Source organism: Bacteroidota bacterium (assembly GCA_016721765.1).
GTDB lineage: Bacteria > Bacteroidota > Bacteroidia > UBA4408 > UBA4408 > UBA4408.
This window is the reverse complement of record JADKHO010000001.1, coordinates 235,817-254,483: the sequence shown is the minus strand read 5'-3', so window position 1 is coordinate 254,483 and position 18,667 is coordinate 235,817. Positions and strand designations below refer to the sequence as shown.

Annotated in this window: 16 protein-coding genes; 13 read left to right on the top strand and 3 right to left on the bottom strand. The window is 34.0% G+C overall.

The features are described 5' to 3' along the window. From IPP32_01040 to IPP32_00995, 10 genes are all read left to right on the top strand, one after another. Nucleotides 1-1,032 (top strand): hypothetical protein, encoded by a 1,032-nt coding sequence (locus IPP32_01040; protein ID MBL0046675.1) that lies wholly within the window; start codon nucleotides 1-3, stop codon nucleotides 1,030-1,032. Nucleotides 1,033-1,742: 710 nt separating this feature from the next. Then, nucleotides 1,743-2,216 carry a carboxymuconolactone decarboxylase family protein gene (locus IPP32_01035; GenBank protein ID MBL0046674.1) on the top strand — a complete coding sequence of 158 codons (474 nt, stop codon included), beginning with the start codon at nucleotides 1,743-1,745 and terminating at the stop codon, nucleotides 2,214-2,216. An 809-nt stretch (nucleotides 2,217-3,025) separates the two neighbouring features. Further along, nucleotides 3,026-3,781, top strand: coding sequence for a hypothetical protein (locus IPP32_01030; GenBank protein MBL0046673.1), 756 nt, complete (start codon nucleotides 3,026-3,028; stop codon nucleotides 3,779-3,781). After that, complete coding sequence (locus tag IPP32_01025; protein MBL0046672.1) at nucleotides 3,774-4,895, top strand: nucleotidyl transferase AbiEii/AbiGii toxin family protein; 1,122 nt, start codon at nucleotides 3,774-3,776, stop codon at nucleotides 4,893-4,895. Before IPP32_01030 ends, IPP32_01025 begins: the two co-directional genes overlap by 8 nt. 439 nt (nucleotides 4,896-5,334) lie before the next feature. Next, nucleotides 5,335-6,012 carry an O-methyltransferase gene (locus IPP32_01020; protein MBL0046671.1) on the top strand — a complete coding sequence of 226 codons (678 nt, stop codon included), beginning with the start codon at nucleotides 5,335-5,337 and terminating at the stop codon, nucleotides 6,010-6,012. Between the two features lie 93 nt (nucleotides 6,013-6,105). Further along, nucleotides 6,106-6,651: a GNAT family N-acetyltransferase gene (locus tag IPP32_01015; protein MBL0046670.1), complete on the top strand. Its 546-nt coding sequence runs from the start codon at nucleotides 6,106-6,108 to the stop codon at nucleotides 6,649-6,651. A gap of 87 nt (nucleotides 6,652-6,738) precedes the next feature. After that, nucleotides 6,739-8,043, top strand: a complete 1,305-nt coding sequence (locus tag IPP32_01010; protein MBL0046669.1) for an HAD hydrolase-like protein — start codon at nucleotides 6,739-6,741, stop codon at nucleotides 8,041-8,043. 377 nt (nucleotides 8,044-8,420) lie between these two features. Beyond that, nucleotides 8,421-9,251, top strand: coding sequence for a class D beta-lactamase (blaOXA, locus tag IPP32_01005; protein ID MBL0046668.1), 831 nt, complete (start codon nucleotides 8,421-8,423; stop codon nucleotides 9,249-9,251). 184 nt (nucleotides 9,252-9,435) lie between these two features. Further along, complete coding sequence (locus IPP32_01000) at nucleotides 9,436-10,344, top strand: hypothetical protein (protein ID MBL0046667.1); 909 nt, start codon at nucleotides 9,436-9,438, stop codon at nucleotides 10,342-10,344. Nucleotides 10,345-10,771: 427 nt separating this feature from the next. Then, on the top strand, nucleotides 10,772-11,227 hold the full coding sequence (locus IPP32_00995) for a nuclear transport factor 2 family protein (GenBank protein ID MBL0046666.1): 456 nt from the start codon (nucleotides 10,772-10,774) through the stop codon (nucleotides 11,225-11,227). 113 nt (nucleotides 11,228-11,340) lie between these two features. Here the strand turns inward: IPP32_00995 and IPP32_00990 are convergent, their stop codons facing one another. Further along, nucleotides 11,341-11,475, bottom strand: a complete 135-nt coding sequence (locus IPP32_00990; protein MBL0046665.1) for a T9SS type A sorting domain-containing protein — start codon at nucleotides 11,473-11,475, stop codon at nucleotides 11,341-11,343. Between the two features lie 192 nt (nucleotides 11,476-11,667). Between IPP32_00990 and IPP32_00985 the strand changes: the two genes are divergently transcribed. The 3 genes from IPP32_00985 (at nucleotide 11,668) to IPP32_00975 (ending at nucleotide 14,830) form a co-directional block, all read left to right on the top strand. After that, nucleotides 11,668-13,338, top strand: a complete 1,671-nt coding sequence (locus IPP32_00985) for a T9SS type A sorting domain-containing protein (protein MBL0046664.1) — start codon at nucleotides 11,668-11,670, stop codon at nucleotides 13,336-13,338. 188 nt (nucleotides 13,339-13,526) lie between these two features. Continuing rightward, nucleotides 13,527-14,024, top strand: coding sequence for a hypothetical protein (locus IPP32_00980; GenBank protein MBL0046663.1), 498 nt, complete (start codon nucleotides 13,527-13,529; stop codon nucleotides 14,022-14,024). After that, nucleotides 14,021-14,830, top strand: coding sequence for a hypothetical protein (locus tag IPP32_00975; protein ID MBL0046662.1), 810 nt, complete (start codon nucleotides 14,021-14,023; stop codon nucleotides 14,828-14,830). The genes IPP32_00980 and IPP32_00975 overlap by 4 nt, the downstream gene beginning before the upstream one ends. 35 nt (nucleotides 14,831-14,865) lie before the next feature. On the opposite strand, the gene IPP32_00970 is transcribed toward IPP32_00975, so the two are convergent. After that, nucleotides 14,866-15,621, bottom strand: coding sequence for a response regulator transcription factor (locus IPP32_00970; protein MBL0046661.1), 756 nt, complete (start codon nucleotides 15,619-15,621; stop codon nucleotides 14,866-14,868). Further along, entirely contained in the window at nucleotides 15,614-18,535 is a 2,922-nt protein-coding gene (locus IPP32_00965) for a histidine kinase (protein ID MBL0046660.1), read from the bottom strand. Before IPP32_00965 ends, IPP32_00970 begins: the two co-directional genes overlap by 8 nt. Between the last annotated feature and the right edge of the window lie 132 nt (nucleotides 18,536-18,667).

Genomic DNA, 18,667 nt, shown 5'->3' with positions numbered 1-18,667 from the left:
ATGGCAACAATAAAAATAAACCAACAACTCAAACGAATTGAAATCAAAGGATTTGAAATCGAGAATCAAATCGTTTTCAATTACTTTGACAATCTTTCTGCAAATGATAGAGATGATAAATTGCTAAGAGCAATTTACATTGGAGTGTTGGCTCTAATGGAAGACCGTATTTCATCTTTTCTTTCAAAAACATCCAATGAGTTGGGAACAGAACTCGAAAGTTTGAAATTGATTTTTGAAATGAAGAAAGAACTTTTCTTTAAATCAACCATTAAAGGAACTTTGGCAGAAGATGAAATTGCAGAATTTTTAAACCAATATTTTGCAGACAAAAAGCTAAAAGACAGAGCATTTTTAACAGGCAATTCAGCAGGTAATTTACCCAAAAACAAAACAGGTGATATTATCTGTGAAGTAAACGGAACAACTGATTTGAAAATAGCTATTGAATGTAAGTTTGACAAAAGTGTTCGTTTAGGCGACATTGAAAGCAAAGACATTTTTACTCGCAAATCTGATACAGCTTGGAGTCAGTTAATAGAAGCACAAGCCAACAGAGACAGCAAGGTAAGTTTGATTGTTTTTGACATTTCCTTATTAGAAAACTCAATTCTTAAGAATTTTGAAAATGTAGGTTACATTCCTAGTGTTGGTTTTGTTGCCATTATCAATTCACAAAAAGGAGACTACCGCAATTTAGCTATTGCATATATGTTAGCGAGAGATATTGCTTTAAATGCAAGAGAACTCGAACTCGATAAGGATATTTTGGCAATGATGGTAAACCGAATCATTAAAGACATTAATGAAGTTTTGACAATTAAATTACTAGTTCAAAACAACATTGAAAACAATAAGGCAATTTTAAGGCAATTGGAAAAATCAATCCTCTTAATGGAATTCAACCAAGAATATTTGAAACGCTTTTTAAGTCAAGGAACATTAACCAAAAAAGACTTGCTAGACTTTTATTCAGGAGAAGATGTAAAAGACAAATATCGTTTAATTGAAAAGGAAATTAATGAATTATAATGCCTAAACCGAAGGGAAATAAAAATTTTATGACCCCAGCTCGTACGCGTTTGCAACGCGGATGCCTTGAAGTATGCGTTTGTAACGTATAACTAATACTATTTTACTATTACTTCATACCCTTTGAAATCCGAATAATCCTATGTGCTGCTTTAAATATAACCTTCAGCATCCTGCACAATCCCATAACTCGTCCGCGTTTGCAACGCGGATGCCTTGAAGTATGCGTTTGTAACGCATAACTAATACTATTTTACAATTACTTCATACCCTTTGAATTCCGAATAATCCTATGCGCTGCTTTAAATATAACCTTCAGCATGCTGCACAATCTTTCTTGTAAATAAATCAAGCTCATCCGCAATAGTTAAGGTTAAGAAATAATGTCCTTGAATATTAGCTATTTTGTATCGATCTCAGCTCATAAATCAAATCTAAAAGATTCGTATTTACTTTTACAATAGTGTAAAAGCAGTATTTTTGTTTGTTGCGTTGCAAACGCAAATCTGGTGCATCCGTGTTGCAAACGCGGACGAGAAGGGGGAGGAATAATCATTTGACAGAATTATTAACTAAAATTACAAAACAATGTCAGTCGAAATTCTATTAAAAATAAAAAAAGCGTTAGCAGTCATTGTACAACAACAACCGGCAAAAATACTGAATGAGAAAATTACAAAATAAACGAACAATATTTTTTTAAAATAATAATGACAAGAATTAAACTTTCAGACTATGGCAATTCACCTTTTGAAAAGCTTATCGGACACAATAAAACTGTATTGGATAAGTGGATTGATTTAGAAGTTGCATTATTTTCAGAAACAAAACTTGACAAAAATCTAATGGAACAAGTTAGGAGAACAATTGCATTTGAAAATGAATGTGAATATTGTATGGTTAAAGCAGGAAAGCCAAATTTCGACATAACTGAAAAAAGAATAAGTTCCGCAACTGCATTTGCTCAACTTTTTGCAATTGACCACAAATCAATAAATGACAGTCATTTTGACATATTAAGAGAAGAATTTGACGAACAAGAAATTTCAGAATTATGTTCATTTATTAGTTTTATAACTGCATGTCAAAAATTAGGAAGAGTATTTAATTTAACCGAGAATTATCAGCAGAATAAAGCAATATCAATTGCAGAACTAACGAATGAAAAAACAACGAACCGTTAACAAGGGTTTTGCGTCAGGCAGGCTGAAGTGCAAACCCCCAACTCGTCCGCGTTTGCAACGTGGATGCCTTGAAGTATGCGTTTGTAACGCATAACTACATTCTATTTTACAATTAATACATACACTTTGAAATTCGAATAATTCTATGCGCAGCTGTAAATATAACCTTCCGCATGCTGCACAAACTTTCTGGTAAATAAATCTACTCAAATCAAGTTTTGTGGTAAAAGTCCCTCCAACTCATCCGCGTTTGCAACGCGGATGTCTTGAAGTATGCGTTTGTAACGCATAACTACTTAATATTTTATTATTCCTACATACCCTTTGATATCCGAATAATCCTATGCGCTGCTTTAAATATAACCTTCAGCATCCTGCACAATCTTACGTGTAAATAAATCTACTCCATCCTCAACAGTTAGGAAATAGCTATTTTGAGGATTGGCTATTCTGTATCGATCTCTGCTCAAAAACCAAATCAGAAAGATTCGTATTTACTTTTACAATTGTCTAAAAGCAGTATTTTTGTTTATTGCGTTGCAAACGCAAATCTGGTGCATCTGCGTTGCAAACGCGGACGAGTGGGGGAGTGGGGGTTGCAAATACAAATCTAGTGCATCGAGAAGAAAAGTTCAAGAACCAAGATTATCATTGCAGATAAGAGCTTTCAGCTATAAATCTCATTTCCAACATTTGCCAGCAAACCCTAATTGCTATCCTTCGTTTGAATTCAAACATTTGACACTTTTATTAATTTGCTGTCTTTTGTTGGTTTTTGATTATCTTTGCAATCTAAAGCGAACAAGACCTTGGCAAAAGATTTCATAATAGAACGACTTAAAAAGGAATTTAAAGGAAGAGAATCATTTTCCAGAGAAGAACTCTTTGACTTCTACCGTCATTTTGAACCTGAGTTGAAAGAGACAACTTTCAGATGGAGAATTTACCATCTCAAAAGCAAACAGGTAATCACTACAATTTCAAGAGGACTTTTTACACTTTCGTTCAAACCAGTTTTCAAACCTGATGTTGAAGACACTGAAAGAAAAATATTTTCAAAACTTGAGAAGCAATTTCCATCACTTAAACTCTGCATTTGGTCTACCAAAATCGCTAATGAGTTTATGCTTCATATTCCTGGAAAATTCATAACGATATTACAAGTTGAAAAGGAAGCAATAGAACCTGTTTACGGTTTTCTTAAAGACCAAAATTTTCGGAATGTTTTTATTCAGCCCGAAGAAAAAGAAATTAAACGCTACATTTATGAAACAGAAACGGCAATTGTATTACAGCCAATAGTTTCAAAATCTCCAACACAAAAAGTAAAAAAGGTTGCGACAACTACGCTTGAAAAGTTAATAGTAGATTTGTATTGCGACAAAAAGCTTTTCGGTGCTTTTCAAGGAAGCGAATTCGTTCACATCATCAACAACGCATACAAAAGATACTCAATTGACTTCACTAAACTTTTTCACTACGCAAAAAGAAGAAGGAAGGAAACTGACCTTGTAGAATTTTTTTCAGACAAAACCGATATTCCCAATAGTATATTGAATGATTGACATTAAATCACTTTCAGCCGAATGGGTTGCTGAGAAAAGAAATAAATACAGCAAAGACCCCAATTTGATGGAAAGCATGATTTATGCTTTGTATCTGTTAGAGCAATTGCAGTTAACGGGATTAGATTTTATTTTCAAAGGTGGAACGAGTTTGATTCTGTTGATGGTAGAACCAAAAAGATTTTCAGTTGACATAGACATTATAATCAGCCCGAAAATTAAAAGAGAAGAATTAGAGAAATACCTTTCGAAAATTATTGAGACAAGTGTATTCACAAGAATGGAATTGGACGAAAAGAGAAGTTATAATGGCGATATTCCAAAAGCACATTACAAGTTTATTTTTAATTCAAACTTTCCAAATAGAAATAAACAAGGGAACGTAATTTCCAATCCTGAAAGAGAAATTCTGCTTGATGTTCTCTTTGCAGACAATCATTATCCAACAGTTATTGAGAGGGCATTAGAAACAGATTGGTTACTACAAACTGACAAACCAGTAATCGTTAGAACTCCTGACATTAATTCAATTACAGGCGACAAGCTCACGGCATTTGCACCCAATACAACAGGTGTTCCATACAACATGGAGAAGGAAAAGGAAATAATGAAGCAACTATTTGATGTTGGAAGCTTGTTTCACTTACTGACTGATATGGAAATATTCAAAAAATCATTTAATGAATCAGCAAAAGGAGAAATTGCATACCGACCAGAAAGGAAGATTGAATCTGTTGAGCATGTTCTAAGAGACACTATTGAAACTGGATTGCTAATCGCAAGAAAGGACATCCTAAAAACTGATGATGAAAGAGCCAAGTATGGTGAGATAAACACTGGCATCAACCAATTCAGACATTTTGTTTTTCTTGGAAGATTTGACATCTTAGAAGCACAGGTAGCCAGTGCAAAAGCCGCTTACTTAGCTGCAATTATTTTGACAGACCACAAGGAAGAGTTAAATAAATTCAGCAAAGAAATTCCATTGACGGAATACTTAATAACGAACACTGACTACATTTACTTGAACAAGAGATTAAAATTTGTAGCAGAGGGAGAAGCACTTTTTTATTGGTATCACACAATTAATTTACTTTATCCAACGAATGAATAAGAAAGCTAACGCACAAAAAAATACACTCTTAAAAAACGCACAAGCCAACACTGAATGCAATTTTTTTAAGAGAGTATTTTTTTCGCCACCTAAAAAACCACTCTGCCTTTTTTTACAAATTAATTTTTCCCAACGCACGAGCTTTGCGGGTAATCGGACGAGCATCACTTCTAATGTAAATCGCTTCGTTCAAAGTGTGTGCGGATTTTGGACGATATCGCTTCGGATAGACAAAAGGGCATCCGGTAACAGCGGGTTTAAGAATTTAACGGTTCAGTGCTTAAATGAAGCGTTGTGCTCTGTATCAAGTACAGTGCTGGCAGACAGTTTTGTTCTCCAAAATCGCCAACTTCTTAAACCCTCAAACCGTTATGCGTCATGCTTGGGGACAGTGCTAACTTGAAACGGATATCAATAAACAAACTGAACAAAATTTAAAATGGATAAAGAAATATTTTCACACGTTGACAATTACATTAGCGGTTTACTTGCACCAGAAGACAAGGCATTGACCGACACAATTAAATCATTAGACACCGAAGGAGTTCCACAACATAGCGTTTCGGCAAACCAAGGAAAGTTTTTGCAAGTAATGATGATGGCTTGCAACGCAAAAACAGTTTTGGAATTAGGAACTTTGGGTGGTTACAGCACAATTTGGATAGCAAGAGCTTTGCCTGACAATGGAAAAGTAATAACTATTGAGGTTGACAAACACCACGGGGATGTTGCACAAAAAAACATTGACAACGCAGGGCTTTCACAAAAAGTAGAATTAAGAGTTGGAAAAGCGTTGGACATTTTGCCACAAATAATTGCAGAAAATCATGACCCATTTGATATGATTTTTATTGATGCCGATAAACCACCTTACACAGAATATTTTGAATATGCATTGCAACTGTCTAGACCTGGCACAGTTATTATTTGCGACAATGTAATTAGAGAAGGTAAAGTTCTTGACATGAATACCACAGATGAAAAAGTACAAGGTGTGCAACGGCTAAACAGAATGTTAAGCGAAAATAAAAAAGTTACAGCTACAATTATACAAACAGTTGGAGTAAAGGAATATGATGGGGTAGCAATTGCAGTTGTAAACAGAATTCACGAATGATAAATACTGCAATAGCAAAATGGGCTTTATCTGCAACCGATCTCATACGCTAGCGGTTTGTGACACGTTATCTAATCTGCATGAGTACTAATTATGAACATAAATCTTAAAACTAAAAGACTGAACATAAAACCTATTTCAGAGAATTACATTGAAAATGTATATCATTTACAATGCTTAGAAGAAACCGCAAAGTATAATACGTCAAGTATTCCTAATAGTATTAATGATACAAAAATTACAGTAGAAAAATGGATTAGTGAAAATAACAAAGAAAAAGTTACACAATTTACCTTTGCAGTAGAATTAATTGGTGAAAACAAATTCATTGGATTAATTGGAGTTCGTTTAGGAAAAGAACACTACAAAAATGCTGAAGTTTGGTTTCAATACGATTATTGTTTCTGGAATAAAGGATATGCAACAGAATGTTTAAGAAAAATAATAGAATTTGGTTTTGAACAGCTTAAACTTCACAGAATAGAAGCTGGTTGCGCTTTTGAGAATATTGGCTCTATTAGAGTATTAGAAAAAGTGGGAATGCAGAGAGAAGCACATACAAGAAAATTATTGCCACTAAAATCAGGCTGGTCAGATAATTATGGTTATGCAATTTTATCTATTGACCTGAGAAAATGAAATATTTTAAATAACTGATAGCTGATACGGAAATGATTTTACAAATTAAAACGACAACCAAAATGGAGTTAAAAGCTCAATTTAAAAATGAAAAATAAGCTTGCGATATTTGACATTGATGGAACATTAACGAATAGCGTCAAGATTCATCAATCAGCTTTCGTAAAAGCCCTTAATATCTTCGGACTATCTGACTTTAACACTAATTGGTCCGCCTATAAGCATCACACCGACAGTTATATTTTTAAAACAATATTCGAGACTCAGTTAAAAAAGCCTTTAATGCATAAAGACATAGAGCGCTTTGAGGGCTTGTTATATGAACTAATCTCGGAAGCGATAATTCAAAATCCGCTAAAAGAAATTGAAGGTGCTAAAAATTTCTTATCTACATTAACACACAATTCCAACTTTGACATTGTTTTCGCAACAGGCTCGCTATTTAATCCTGCTAAATTAAAGCTTGAACAGGTCGGCATTTCCTTACCCGACACATTAATAATTTCGGCAAATCAAATATTTTCAAGAGACGAGTTAGTTTTAAAAGCGATTGCAACGGCCAAAGTATTTTACTCTAATACTACATATGAGCAAATTATTTCTTTTGGTGACGGTCTTTGGGACTATGAAACTTCAAAGAATATAAATATTGATTTTATCGGAATTAATAATGAAAAACTGAAAGATTACAACGTTCCATCATTTTATTTAAATTTTGCAGACATCAAATTATCTAAAAAGCTAAACATTGAAAAAGCCACTCATGTTGAACCTGACTTCGAAGTAAAACCTAAAGGCAAAATCTCAGAAGCGTTTCTTAATAATGGTATTTTGACTTTTAGGCAGGCGACAAAATATATTCAAAACCTGCCTTACGGGCGTAATCCAAATAAAAACGACTTAACAACCTTGTTCACCGACAACTGCGGCACTTGCAGTACAAAGCACGCTCTACTAAAACAATTGGCGGACGAAAACAATTTCACAGACATTATTTTAATTTGCGGCTTATTTAGAATGAGCAGTCAAAATACTCCCGAAATATCTTCTACATTAAACAAGCACGGACTTGCCTTCATTCCGGAAGCACACAATTATTTAAAATACAAAAATCAAATACTTGATTTTACAAAACCAGATGCAAACGCTATTGATTTTATAGATGACCTTATTGAGGAGATTGAAATACTTCCGCATCAAATAACTGATTATAAAGTGACCTATCATAAAAAGTATTTGGAAAAATGGCTTGCAAATAATACTAAAATTAAACTATCGCTTGCTGAGCTTTGGACAATTAGAGAACAATGTATTCAAAACTTAGCAGATAACGGACACAAACAACCTCAACAATCGACATTAATAACCAAACCGAATACCGGAACACGTTAGCAAACCAAATGGAATTTACGCATCTGCTAAATCCTGATTTTCCCGAACTCGTCCGCGCTTGCAAAGCGGATGCATGAAGTATGCGTTTGTAACGCATAACTACTTCCTATTTTAAAGTTATTTCATACTCTCGTGTTCTGCAACAAATTTATACTTCCGCATGCCTCACAAACTTTCCCTAAAAGCCATATTTGTACGTACTAAAAATCATATACTTTAGACTAATTTATATTTTGTAGTTGATTGTTTGGTTTTTTATGTGTTTTTTTCACCTAGGAAATTATAAAGAAAGTTGAAGGAAAACATTTCGGGAAGTACTCTATTTGTGATTGCTATACGAATAGGATTTCGGTAATATAACCGTTAGCAGCAACAATATGACGACAGTAAAACAGACCATATTAGTATTGACTTTATTAGTTTACGGACTGACAGCCTGTAAGCATCAACAGACAACTGAAATTCGTAATGACTTTAAAAAGTATTACGATCAATTCAACGTTGAGGGTTCTTTCGTGCTTTACGACACGCAAGCAGACAAGTATGTTTTTTATAACCAAGACCAATGCGAACAGACTTTTTCACCTGCTTCAACATTTAAAATTTGTAATTCACTTATCGGACTGGAGACAGGAGTAATAAAGGGCAAGCACTTTGTGATTCAATGGGACAGCGTAGTAAGAAATCCAGTATGGGATAAAGACCACGATTTGCAGACTGCATTCACTAATTCTACCGTTTGGTATTATCAAGAGCTTGCAAGACGTGTAGGTGAGCAAAGAATGAAATATTGGCTTGACAAAACTAACTATGGCAATGCTGACACTTCAGGCGGAATTGACCAGTTTTGGTTAACAGGCGGACTTCGTATTTCACCACAACAACAAATTGACTTTCTAAAACGACTTCACGACAATCAACTTCCTTTTTCAAAACGTTCAGTAGATATTGTAAAAGACATAATGATTACAAAGGACACATTGGACTATGTAATAAGGGCAAAAACTGGCTGGGGTGGACATGGCAAAAAAGATATTGGTTGGTATGTAGGTTATCTTGAGACAAATGACAATGTTTATTATTTCACTAATTGTGTTCAAATAGAAAGCGAGAAATTAAACGATGTTAATCGTGCAATTAGTTTTGATAATTCAAGGACAGAAATTGTTTATAAAATATTGGAAGAACTTAAACTGACGAAGCAGTAAGAATTGCTGCTGGTAACACGGGTTTTTCGTTAGTGGGTGGACAGTGCGAATATGAACATTTGAGCTATTAATAAACTTTGGTGCTGGCAGCCAGTTTACGGTTTCAAAAGCCCACCAAAGCAAAGCCCGAAACCGCTAGTAGCTAATTGAAAAATAAATCCACAAATTCAAGAATCCAAGGCACATGCGAAAGATATTTTTAGGCATTACAATACTAGCACTCAGTGCTTCTTGTAATACACAACATGACCGTGTCAACCAGGAAAGCAAGGTTGAACAAAAAGCGAATCCAATTTCCGATCCGGATCTGTTTATTGGAAAACATAAGGCAAAGGCAATGGTTTTAGGAGTATTCCATTTTGACAATCCTGGATTGGATAGTTATAAGCCTAAATATGCTTTCAACATACTTGAAAAAAAAAGACAAGAAGAATTGGAAATACTTCTAAATAAAATTGCCGTTTATAAGCCAACAAAAATATTAGTGGAATGGGACAGAATCAAAAAAGATAGTATTACCAATAAACGTTATCAAGAATTTCTCAACGGAACTTTTAGCATTGACGATAAAAGCAATGAGGTATATCAAATTGGCTTCAAGCTTGCAAAAAAAATGGGACACCAAAGAATATTTTGCTCAGACGCTACTGCTGAATGGTTTGGCGTGGAGCTGGATTGGGACAACTATGATGTAGTGGCTTATTTAAAATCAAAAAGGCAATATGAAAAGAGCACACGTTATGATTTTCAATCGTTTTACGAATGGAGCGACTCATTAAAAACTTTACAAACGCTAACGGAACATTTAGCTATGCTTAACAGTCCCCAAAACAGACGAAAAGACCATCAAGCATATTTAACTGAAATAGTATTAGAAGGAGCTGGAGATAATTATATTGGAGCCGATGCTGTTGCAAAATGGTATAGAAGGAACTTGAGAATTTTTGCTAACGCCTATGATTTCACAGATTTTGATAGCGAAGAAAGATTGTTGCTTATCTACGGATCAGGTCACGTTTGGCAGCTAAGGCAATTTTTAATGGACTCTCCAGATTTTGAATATGTTGAATTAAATGAATACTTAACGAAATGAAAACTATTGCCAACAGCAGCTTTATGAAATTGGCGATTCTGAGTTTAGATGAAATTCCCAACTCGTCTGCGTTTGCAATGCGGATGCTAGAAGTATGCGTTTGTAACGCATAACTAATTAATATTTTATTATTTCCCTATACCTTTTGATATCCGAATAATCCAATGCTCTGCTTTAAATATAACCTTCAGCATCCTGCACAATCTTTTTGGTAAATAAATCTACTCCATCCTCAACAGTTAGCCTTAAGAAATAGCTTCCTTGAATATTAGCTATTTTGTATCCATCTCCGCTCATAAATCAAATCTAAAAGATTCATATTTACTTTTACAATAGTCTAAAAGCAGTATTTTTGTTTGTTGCGTTTGTAACGCATATCAACATACTTTTTTACGATTTCCAATTATACTAACGCAATTTTAAATCAATGAAAAATCTAACGAAAATACTCCTACTTTGTATGGCAACATTTTTATCTGTAGTGAATATAAGTTGTGAAACGAAATTTGATGATTCAAAAGATATTCAGGAGAAAATCATCAAGCTTGACAAAGCTGGTTGGGAAGCCTGGAAGAATAAAAGTGGTGAATGGTTTGAACAAAATACAACTTCAAACTTTGTTTCCATTAGTGCAGATGGTGTTAGCGACAAGAAGGAAGTTATTGCCGCAACCATTTCTAATTGCAATGTAACCAGCTACGCATTAGAAAATATTAAATTTAGTATGTTATCGGATAAATCGGCATTATTAACCTATAAAGTTTTTCAAGATGGAACATGTAATGGAGTAAAGTTAAGTCCGAAAATTCAGGTTGCTGCAAATTATATTTTTCAAAATGACAAGTGGTTAGAAGCCTTTTATATGGAATCCAAAATGGAGTAAAAATTCAATCAACAGGTAATAGCCCCGAACTCGTCCGCGTTTGCAGCGCGGATGCCTTGAAGAATGCGTTTGTAACACATAACTACATTCTATTTTACAATTACTTCATACCCCTACTCGCCTGATTTTATGATCTTGAAAACACGCACACAATCTTCTTCGGGCCTTAACTCCAGGTAATAGAGCCCGGGATGCAAATTGATGACGTTAATCTCGTTTTCATTTTCAATTCTACCGTCTTGAACAATCTGCCCTACAGCTGAGCAGAGTCGAAAGTGAGAGAGTTATTGCCAAGGTTTATGAACACTTCAAAAAAATCAGCGCTTATAGTTGCCGAATTTTTTCATACCTTAGACTCACAAAGCACTATCCCAATGCAAGCCCCAAAAAACAATCATACTTCTTTCTACTTATTATTTGAAAGAAATTTCATGTCTTTTATGATAACATTATTTTTTGTTATCACCGTGCCTTTCACCGTATTTTCTCAAGGTTGCTGGACTCAAGTAGCAAATATGCCACAAGCACGATACAATCTCGTTTCTTTTGCTATTGGAGATACAGGATATGTAGTTACTGGGCAATCGGCAGGCGGAACATTTCGAAATGAATTCTTCAAGTATGATCCGAATTTAAATCAATGGACACAACTAGCGAATTTCCCTAGCACTGGGCGCACAGGGGCTGTTGGCTTTAGTATTAATGGCAAAGGGTATGTTGGAACTGGCAGAGACAATACTAGTAATACGAATGAATTTTGGGAATACGATCCTCTCCTAAACAGCTGGACACAAAAAGCAAATTTTCCTCCCGGTAATCGCGAAAGTGCAACAGGTTTTTCTATCGGTAACAAGGGGTATGTAGGAATGGGACTCAATGGTTCAGGCAAAACAGATTTTTATGAATACGATCCGCAAACGAATACGTGGGCACAAAAAGCGGATTATCCGGTAGCAGTTGGCCGGTATGCGACGGTGGAATTTTCTATTGGCAGTAAAGGATACGTAGGCACAGGTTACCACAGTGGATTTACAAGAAACAACGATTTTTGGGAATATAATCCTGCAACAAATGCATGGACGCAATTAGCTAATGTTCCTGGCCCTTTAAGAGCATATGCCGTAGGTTTTTCTGTTTCGGGAGTTGGTTATGTAGGAACGGGAAATCAATACATGGATTTTTATAGTTATGATGTAAATAGCAATACCTGGTCGCAAATTACAGATTATGGTCCTGGAAGTAGAGAAAAAGCTACAGCCTTTGTTGTAAACAATATTGCTTATGTTGGAAGTGGATATTATCTATCTATTAAATCCGATTGGTGGAAACTGGATCCAGCATCGTTCGTGACCAATGCAGCATTACTGGGTTGTGATAGTTTGTTGCTCGATTCTATTTATTACACTGCAGACACCACTTTAATTAGGACAGTACCTGGTGTAACTGCCAATGGTTGCGACAGTATTTACTATCAACCCATCATCATCCATACTTCTTCTTCTGTTGTTCTTCCTCCGATCACCGAATGCGATAGTACGCTGATAGGTGGAATATTTTACAGTAATGATACAACCGTAATTCAAAATCTTTCAAGTGTAGTAACAGGTTGCGATTCTCTCGTGACAGTCGATCTCACCATTAATCGTGCAGATGCAACCGTAACCAGCATGCAAAATACCATCACCGCCAACGCAATGGGAGCAACTTACCAATGGCTCGATTGCAATAACAATTTTGCGTTAATTGTTGGTGAAACTTCTCAATCTTTTGCAGCTACATCCAATGGAAATTTTGCGGTCATGGTGACTGAGAATAATTGCACCGATACTTCCAATTGCGTAAACATTACAGGGATTGGGATAAATGAAATGATGGGATCGTTTAACATAACCATTTCTCCGAATCCGAGTTCTGGTAGTTTCTTTGTTTCTTCGGGTAACGAAGGCCAAATCAAAACTATTGAAATAGTAAACTTTCTAGGGGAAGTTGTTGCAGTGAAAAAAACGACTAATTCTATTTCAGAGTTTGATGTGAGTGAGCTGAAAGGTGTTTTTTTGGTTCGGTGTAAAGAGAATGGTATTACAACAAACGGACGCGTCGTATTGCTTTAGAGCAAAATGTAAAATTTAGCATCTTTTCATTGGATAAAACTTGGTAAATCCTATCTATAGTTTCCATCCCCCAACTCGTCCGCGTTTGCAACTCGGACGAGTTGGGGTTGCAGACGAGGACGATTAGTGCAAGCAGCCAACATAAAGACCAGGTAACATCCATAAAATTGAAATAAATACTTAGAAATATGGGAAGACAGATTTTATTCGCAGCATTACTACTACTATCTAATATCAATTCCTCATTTGCACAGGAAACACGTTGGGTGGATGATATTGTGCAAGATAGTTTGCAAGATGGAGTTTCGTTTAAGCTTTGTAACAGCAATGAGCAAATTATCCAATACTTCAACAATGGGAAAGGGGTGGAGTACATAGGAGGGAAGAAGGCCATTGATAGTTTATTCTTTGCAAGCTATCAAAAAGTGGACAGCGATAAATCAGGTATGATAAGAATTCGATTTGTAGTCAATTGTACTGGCGAAACAGGGAGATTCAGGCTGCTGAGTGCTGACTTGAACTATCAGCCCACACTCTTCCAGGATGCTGTAAGCAATCAATTATTGCAAATCACAAAATCAATGAAGGGTTGGCAAACAAAAACATGGAAGGATATGAAAATAGATTATTACCAAAATCTTATTTTTAAAATTGAAAAAGGTCAACTAATAAACATTGTTGTATGAAGCCTATAAACACCCTTGTCCTAATTCTTTTCTGTACTATAAACGCTACTGCTCAGCCCAATTGCAATGTATTTCTGTGGAAGGGAGATACAGCACAATATAAAGCGTGTACTCTTTTATCAGAAAACCAAAACAAGTATTATCAGTTTAGCAAGGAGTTTCATCATTTAGTGGACAGTGCCATTCAGATATGTCCTTACTTTGCTTATGCTTATAGGGAAAAGGCCGCACCTTACGTAAAATCCGGCAATTTTATACTTTGGAAAAAATACATTGACCTTGCAGTAAAATATGACACTTTAAGCTATCTGCCTGTCCGAGCATCTTTACGCTACAAATTCTTTGGTGATTATTCGGGTACGATTCAAGATATAGAACTACTCGAAAAAGTAAGTTCTACGGAGATGGCTTATACATCTAACGGAACCTATCACCTTACTGTTGTAAAAGCCCTGTGTTATAAACAACTTAATATGTTAGATGATGGTATTCGGATTATGGAAAATCTGCTATCTAATAAAAATTATGATATTGGATTTTTCGATCGGTTTCATTTGGGAGTAATGTATTATCAAAATAAGCAATACGAAAAAGCAATTGAGATTTTAAACAAGCAGCTTCTTGAATTCGATTTTGCGGAAGCCAGATATTATCTTTCATTAAGCTATAAAATGACAGGAAATTCAGAAGCGTATAACCAATCGAAACAATTTGCTTTAAAATTGTATGATGAGCAAAAAAGAATGTTTGACCAGTATCATTATATGATTGACCAGATTTCTAAACAAGAAATTAGCAGTTTATGATATTTATTTTTTACCATACTTCTTGCGCTTAAATTTTATGAGCTAAGCCAATCCATCAACTCTTTCTTTCGATCACGTGCAATACCGAGTTTTATACCGTTTGATAATTCAACTTGATCAGGACGTGTATTTAGTATTCTTTTAATGTTGTCTTTATTGATGATATACGATTGATGAATTCTGAAAAATTGTTTGTTATCAAAGGTATCTTCGAATTCTTTTAACGTTTTAGATGCGATATATTGTCCATCAGCTAAAACTATCCAGGTATAATTTTTATCGCCTTTCAAATAAATAATATCATTAACTTTAATAACCTCGTAACCGTTTTTATTGCTTACAATTATTTTTTCGGCAAATGCTTGTTGCTTCCCATAAATCTCTTTAAACAAGTCAATGTTTTTCGAAAAATCATTTTTTAATTCAATATTTTCAATAGCTTTTGATACTGCATTTTTAAGCTCAGCAACATTTATGGGTTTTAGTAAATAATAGCATGCAGAGAGGTTAATAGCTTTGATAGCGTATTCATCATAAGCAGTAGTAAAAATTATTTGCAAATTTTTTGTGGAAATATATTCCAGCATTTCAATTCCACTTTTGCCAGGCATATTGATATCTAAAAAAATTATTTCGGGAGATAATTTATTTATAAATCGAATTCCTTCATCAGCATCCTTAGCCTTACCAATCACCTCAATGGAAAGATCATTTTTTTTAATAATTAATTCAATTGTATCACGAGCAGTTAACTCGTCATCTATTATTAATGCACTATACGTCTTACGCATATTTGTTGGGTAGTATTAATTCCACTGTTGTGCCATTTGGTGTTTCAAAAATTTTCATGGAAGCTTTAGTTTCTGAGATACTATTTAAAGCTTGAATTCGGTCGTAAATTAAAGTTGTTCCTTTTGATTGATGTTTTGATGTGGATGATTTTAATTCAGTGCTTTTGGTGTATCCAATTCCATTATCTGAAACACTAATTTTAACAGCATCTTCTTCCACATGAATCACCCGAATAACAATTTCGCCTGTATTTTTACTATGTTCTAATCCATGCCAAATTGCATTTTCAACAATTGGTTGCAGTAACATTGAAGGTACCATCAAATTGTATTTATCAATATTTTTATCGATTAGTATTTCAAAGTTGAAACCACTTTCTTTTCTTATTTTCTCAATATCAACATAGTTTTGAAGATTTACTAATTCCTCTTGTAAACTTACGTGAGTTTTATCGGAGTTATTTAGTGTATTGCGGAGTATTGTCGAAAATTTGCTTAAATAATCTTGTGCTTTCTCTTCTTTATTGGATAAAAATAAAAACTGGATAGAGTTTAATGCATTAAAAATAAAATGCGGATTTAGTTGAGCCCTCAGCGCCTTTTGTTTAGTTTCAGAAAGAAGCAATTGTATTCTGTTTTCTTTTTCGGTTCTTCGTTTGTACAAATAAAACAATAATATAATACTTAGTACTAGCAGCAGAAATAATGTAGCTATGAATGTAAATGATTTATAAAAGGGTACATTTATTTGAATGGGAAGAACTAGCGTTTTACTCCAAGTACCCTCACTATTTTTGCATTTTAGCGCTAAAAAATAATTGTCCGGAGCAAGACTTAAGAAGTTTAAATTGGCAGAATTTGATTTTTTCCAATTCAAGGTATCTTTTCCGAAGGCATACCAGAATTCAATGTTTCTTCTACTTAAATAAGAAATACCACTAAAGCTAAGTTCAATATTGTTTTGGGTATGACTTAAGTTTAATGTTTTACCAAGTACTTGCTTGATTGAATTAACGCGTAAATCAACTATATTAATGAAGGGAGGCGGAGAGGTAATTTTTTTTTGATGATTTAATTCATACAAACCGGTTGGTGTAGCAAACAAAATTAATGAATCGTTTAATGGAAATAAGTCATTTATAAAAATAGTAGACAATCCCAAAGGAGCTGTTATATTTTCAGTTATAGAAAAAGTTTTAGCATTTAATTTTGATATTCCTTTAGTAGTTGAAATCCATATAAATTCATTTTTATTATCGATAGATAGTGAGTTTACTTGATTGCTAATTAATCCATCTGCAGTTGTAATGTGTTTAAGATTTCCATTTTTATAACAATAAACACCATCAATATCTGATGAAAAAATAAGGTCATTTTGAATGGTATAGGTAATTGATGTTATTCGAGAAGTTACATTGGGGAAATATTTTTCAAAACTATTCTTGCTTTTTTTGTAAACGCCATCAATTGCACCCAGCCAAATATCATTGTTAAGGTCCTTACAAATCGAAAAAGTTCTTTTGTGAAATATTATTTGGCTTTTTTGCTTTTCCGGATCTGAATCTACTAACAGATCTTTCAGCGATTGTTTTAAAACCGATGAAGATCTTGCAAAGTAAACAGAGTCTTTATCTATCAGAATTTTTTTGATTCCACCTTTCCACTTATTCGAAGCAAATTTTTGTGTTTTATTAGTTATTATAACTATCCCAACAGTACTTGAAATTACTAAATTGTCTCTTTCTAAAAACTCTATATCGGTTATTGGCTCTTGGTTCCAATAGGAAGAGTTAATGGCGGTTGCATTAATTTTTTTGCTAATTAAATTATAGGTAAAGAATTTTCCCACACTTGTTATAAATAGTTCGTTTTCATCGTATGGGTTAGCAATTATTTTATTTATGTTGGAATCGAAGCCTTCAATTTTATTGACAAAAGAGTTGGGATGATAATATATTCCATTGTTTCGAGTGGTTAGCCATTTTCCATTTTCAAAGTCAACTAAAATAGAAGTTGTTGCTTTATTGTTTTCTAACTTACCAATTACTTGAATTTTGTCGTTCAAAATAAATTCACCCGAGGAAGTACTTAGGTAAAGTTTATTTTGGAATTGAGTAATGGTATAGGGAAATGAAACAAAAAAATCTTTCTGTTCATCAAGTAGGACTTTCTTTAATTTTGATAAGGATGACCCATAATACATGGATAATTTTTCTTGCCCAGTTTCCCCTCTATCTAAAATAATATGTAACTTATTGAAGAAAATGTAATTTGTTAGAATTGAATTTATTTTGATACTATCCTTACAAATCAGTTGTCCATTTATGAAGTCATATAAAAAATAAATTTTATTGTTTCCAGAATCCAGTTTAAATGCTAATATTTTGGGTGTATTTCCCGCTTTATATAAAGAAACAAAATTGAATATTTTGCCCGATTGTATCCTAGAAAAGGTATTGTTTTTTAAAACATAGCATTCAGTTGAATACTCCTTAAAGAAAAGCAAATCACCATTCGTTAGTTCTGTAATAGTTGTGAAAAATGAAGAAAATTTTTGATTTGCTAAAAATGGGTTGTTTTGTGGATTGTAAAATTTTCCTTCTAAAAAATAACACAAAATTCCACTGTGTGTTAAAAACCAAATTCGCTTTTTCGAATCTTGAAATAGTTTAAATACCTCATTGTCTGTTAAGCCATCATCTATCGTGAAATTTTCGAATGTAAAGCCATTAAACCTTGAAACTCCATGGTTGGTGCCAAACCAAAGGTAGCCATTTGAATCTTGAATGGAACAGTAAATGGTGTTTGTAGATAGGCCATTTTCTGTTGAATAATTAATTGAACTAGATTGCGCAAATACAGTGATTGTGGTTAAAAGAAATAGAAAATGTAATAAACTGCTGCATCGAATCATGTAGCCAAAATAAAAAAAAATACTCTTGCTTAATGTAATAGGTAAATAATATTAGGCTGTATTTACAAGCTATTTGTCTATTTTGATATGAGTCTGTCCTGTATTTTGTACGAAGCATCCTTAGATTTATTC

Bases quoted from the DNA above. Each gene is read 5' to 3' on its own strand.
- IPP32_01040 (MBL0046675.1), top strand. From the start codon at position 1: ATGGCAACAATAAAAATAAACCAACAACTCAAACGAATTGAAATCAAA.
- IPP32_01035 (MBL0046674.1), top strand. From the start codon at position 1,743: ATGACAAGAATTAAACTTTCAGACTATGGCAATTCACCTTTTGAAAAG.
- IPP32_01025 (MBL0046672.1), top strand. From the start codon at position 3,774: ATGATTGACATTAAATCACTTTCAGCCGAATGGGTTGCTGAGAAAAGA.
- IPP32_01020 (MBL0046671.1), top strand. From the start codon at position 5,335: ATGGATAAAGAAATATTTTCACACGTTGACAATTACATTAGCGGTTTA.
- IPP32_01015 (MBL0046670.1), top strand. From the start codon at position 6,106: ATGAACATAAATCTTAAAACTAAAAGACTGAACATAAAACCTATTTCA.
- IPP32_01010 (MBL0046669.1), top strand. From the start codon at position 6,739: ATGAAAAATAAGCTTGCGATATTTGACATTGATGGAACATTAACGAAT.
- blaOXA (MBL0046668.1), top strand. From the start codon at position 8,421: ATGACGACAGTAAAACAGACCATATTAGTATTGACTTTATTAGTTTAC.
- IPP32_01000 (MBL0046667.1), top strand. From the start codon at position 9,436: ATGCGAAAGATATTTTTAGGCATTACAATACTAGCACTCAGTGCTTCT.
- IPP32_00995 (MBL0046666.1), top strand. From the start codon at position 10,772: ATGAAAAATCTAACGAAAATACTCCTACTTTGTATGGCAACATTTTTA.
- IPP32_00985 (MBL0046664.1), top strand. From the start codon at position 11,668: ATGATAACATTATTTTTTGTTATCACCGTGCCTTTCACCGTATTTTCT.
- IPP32_00980 (MBL0046663.1), top strand. From the start codon at position 13,527: ATGGGAAGACAGATTTTATTCGCAGCATTACTACTACTATCTAATATC.
- IPP32_00975 (MBL0046662.1), top strand. From the start codon at position 14,021: ATGAAGCCTATAAACACCCTTGTCCTAATTCTTTTCTGTACTATAAAC.
- IPP32_00970 (MBL0046661.1), bottom strand. From the start codon at position 15,621: ATGCGTAAGACGTATAGTGCATTAATAATAGATGACGAGTTAACTGCT.
- IPP32_00965 (MBL0046660.1), bottom strand. From the start codon at position 18,535: ATGATTCGATGCAGCAGTTTATTACATTTTCTATTTCTTTTAACCACA.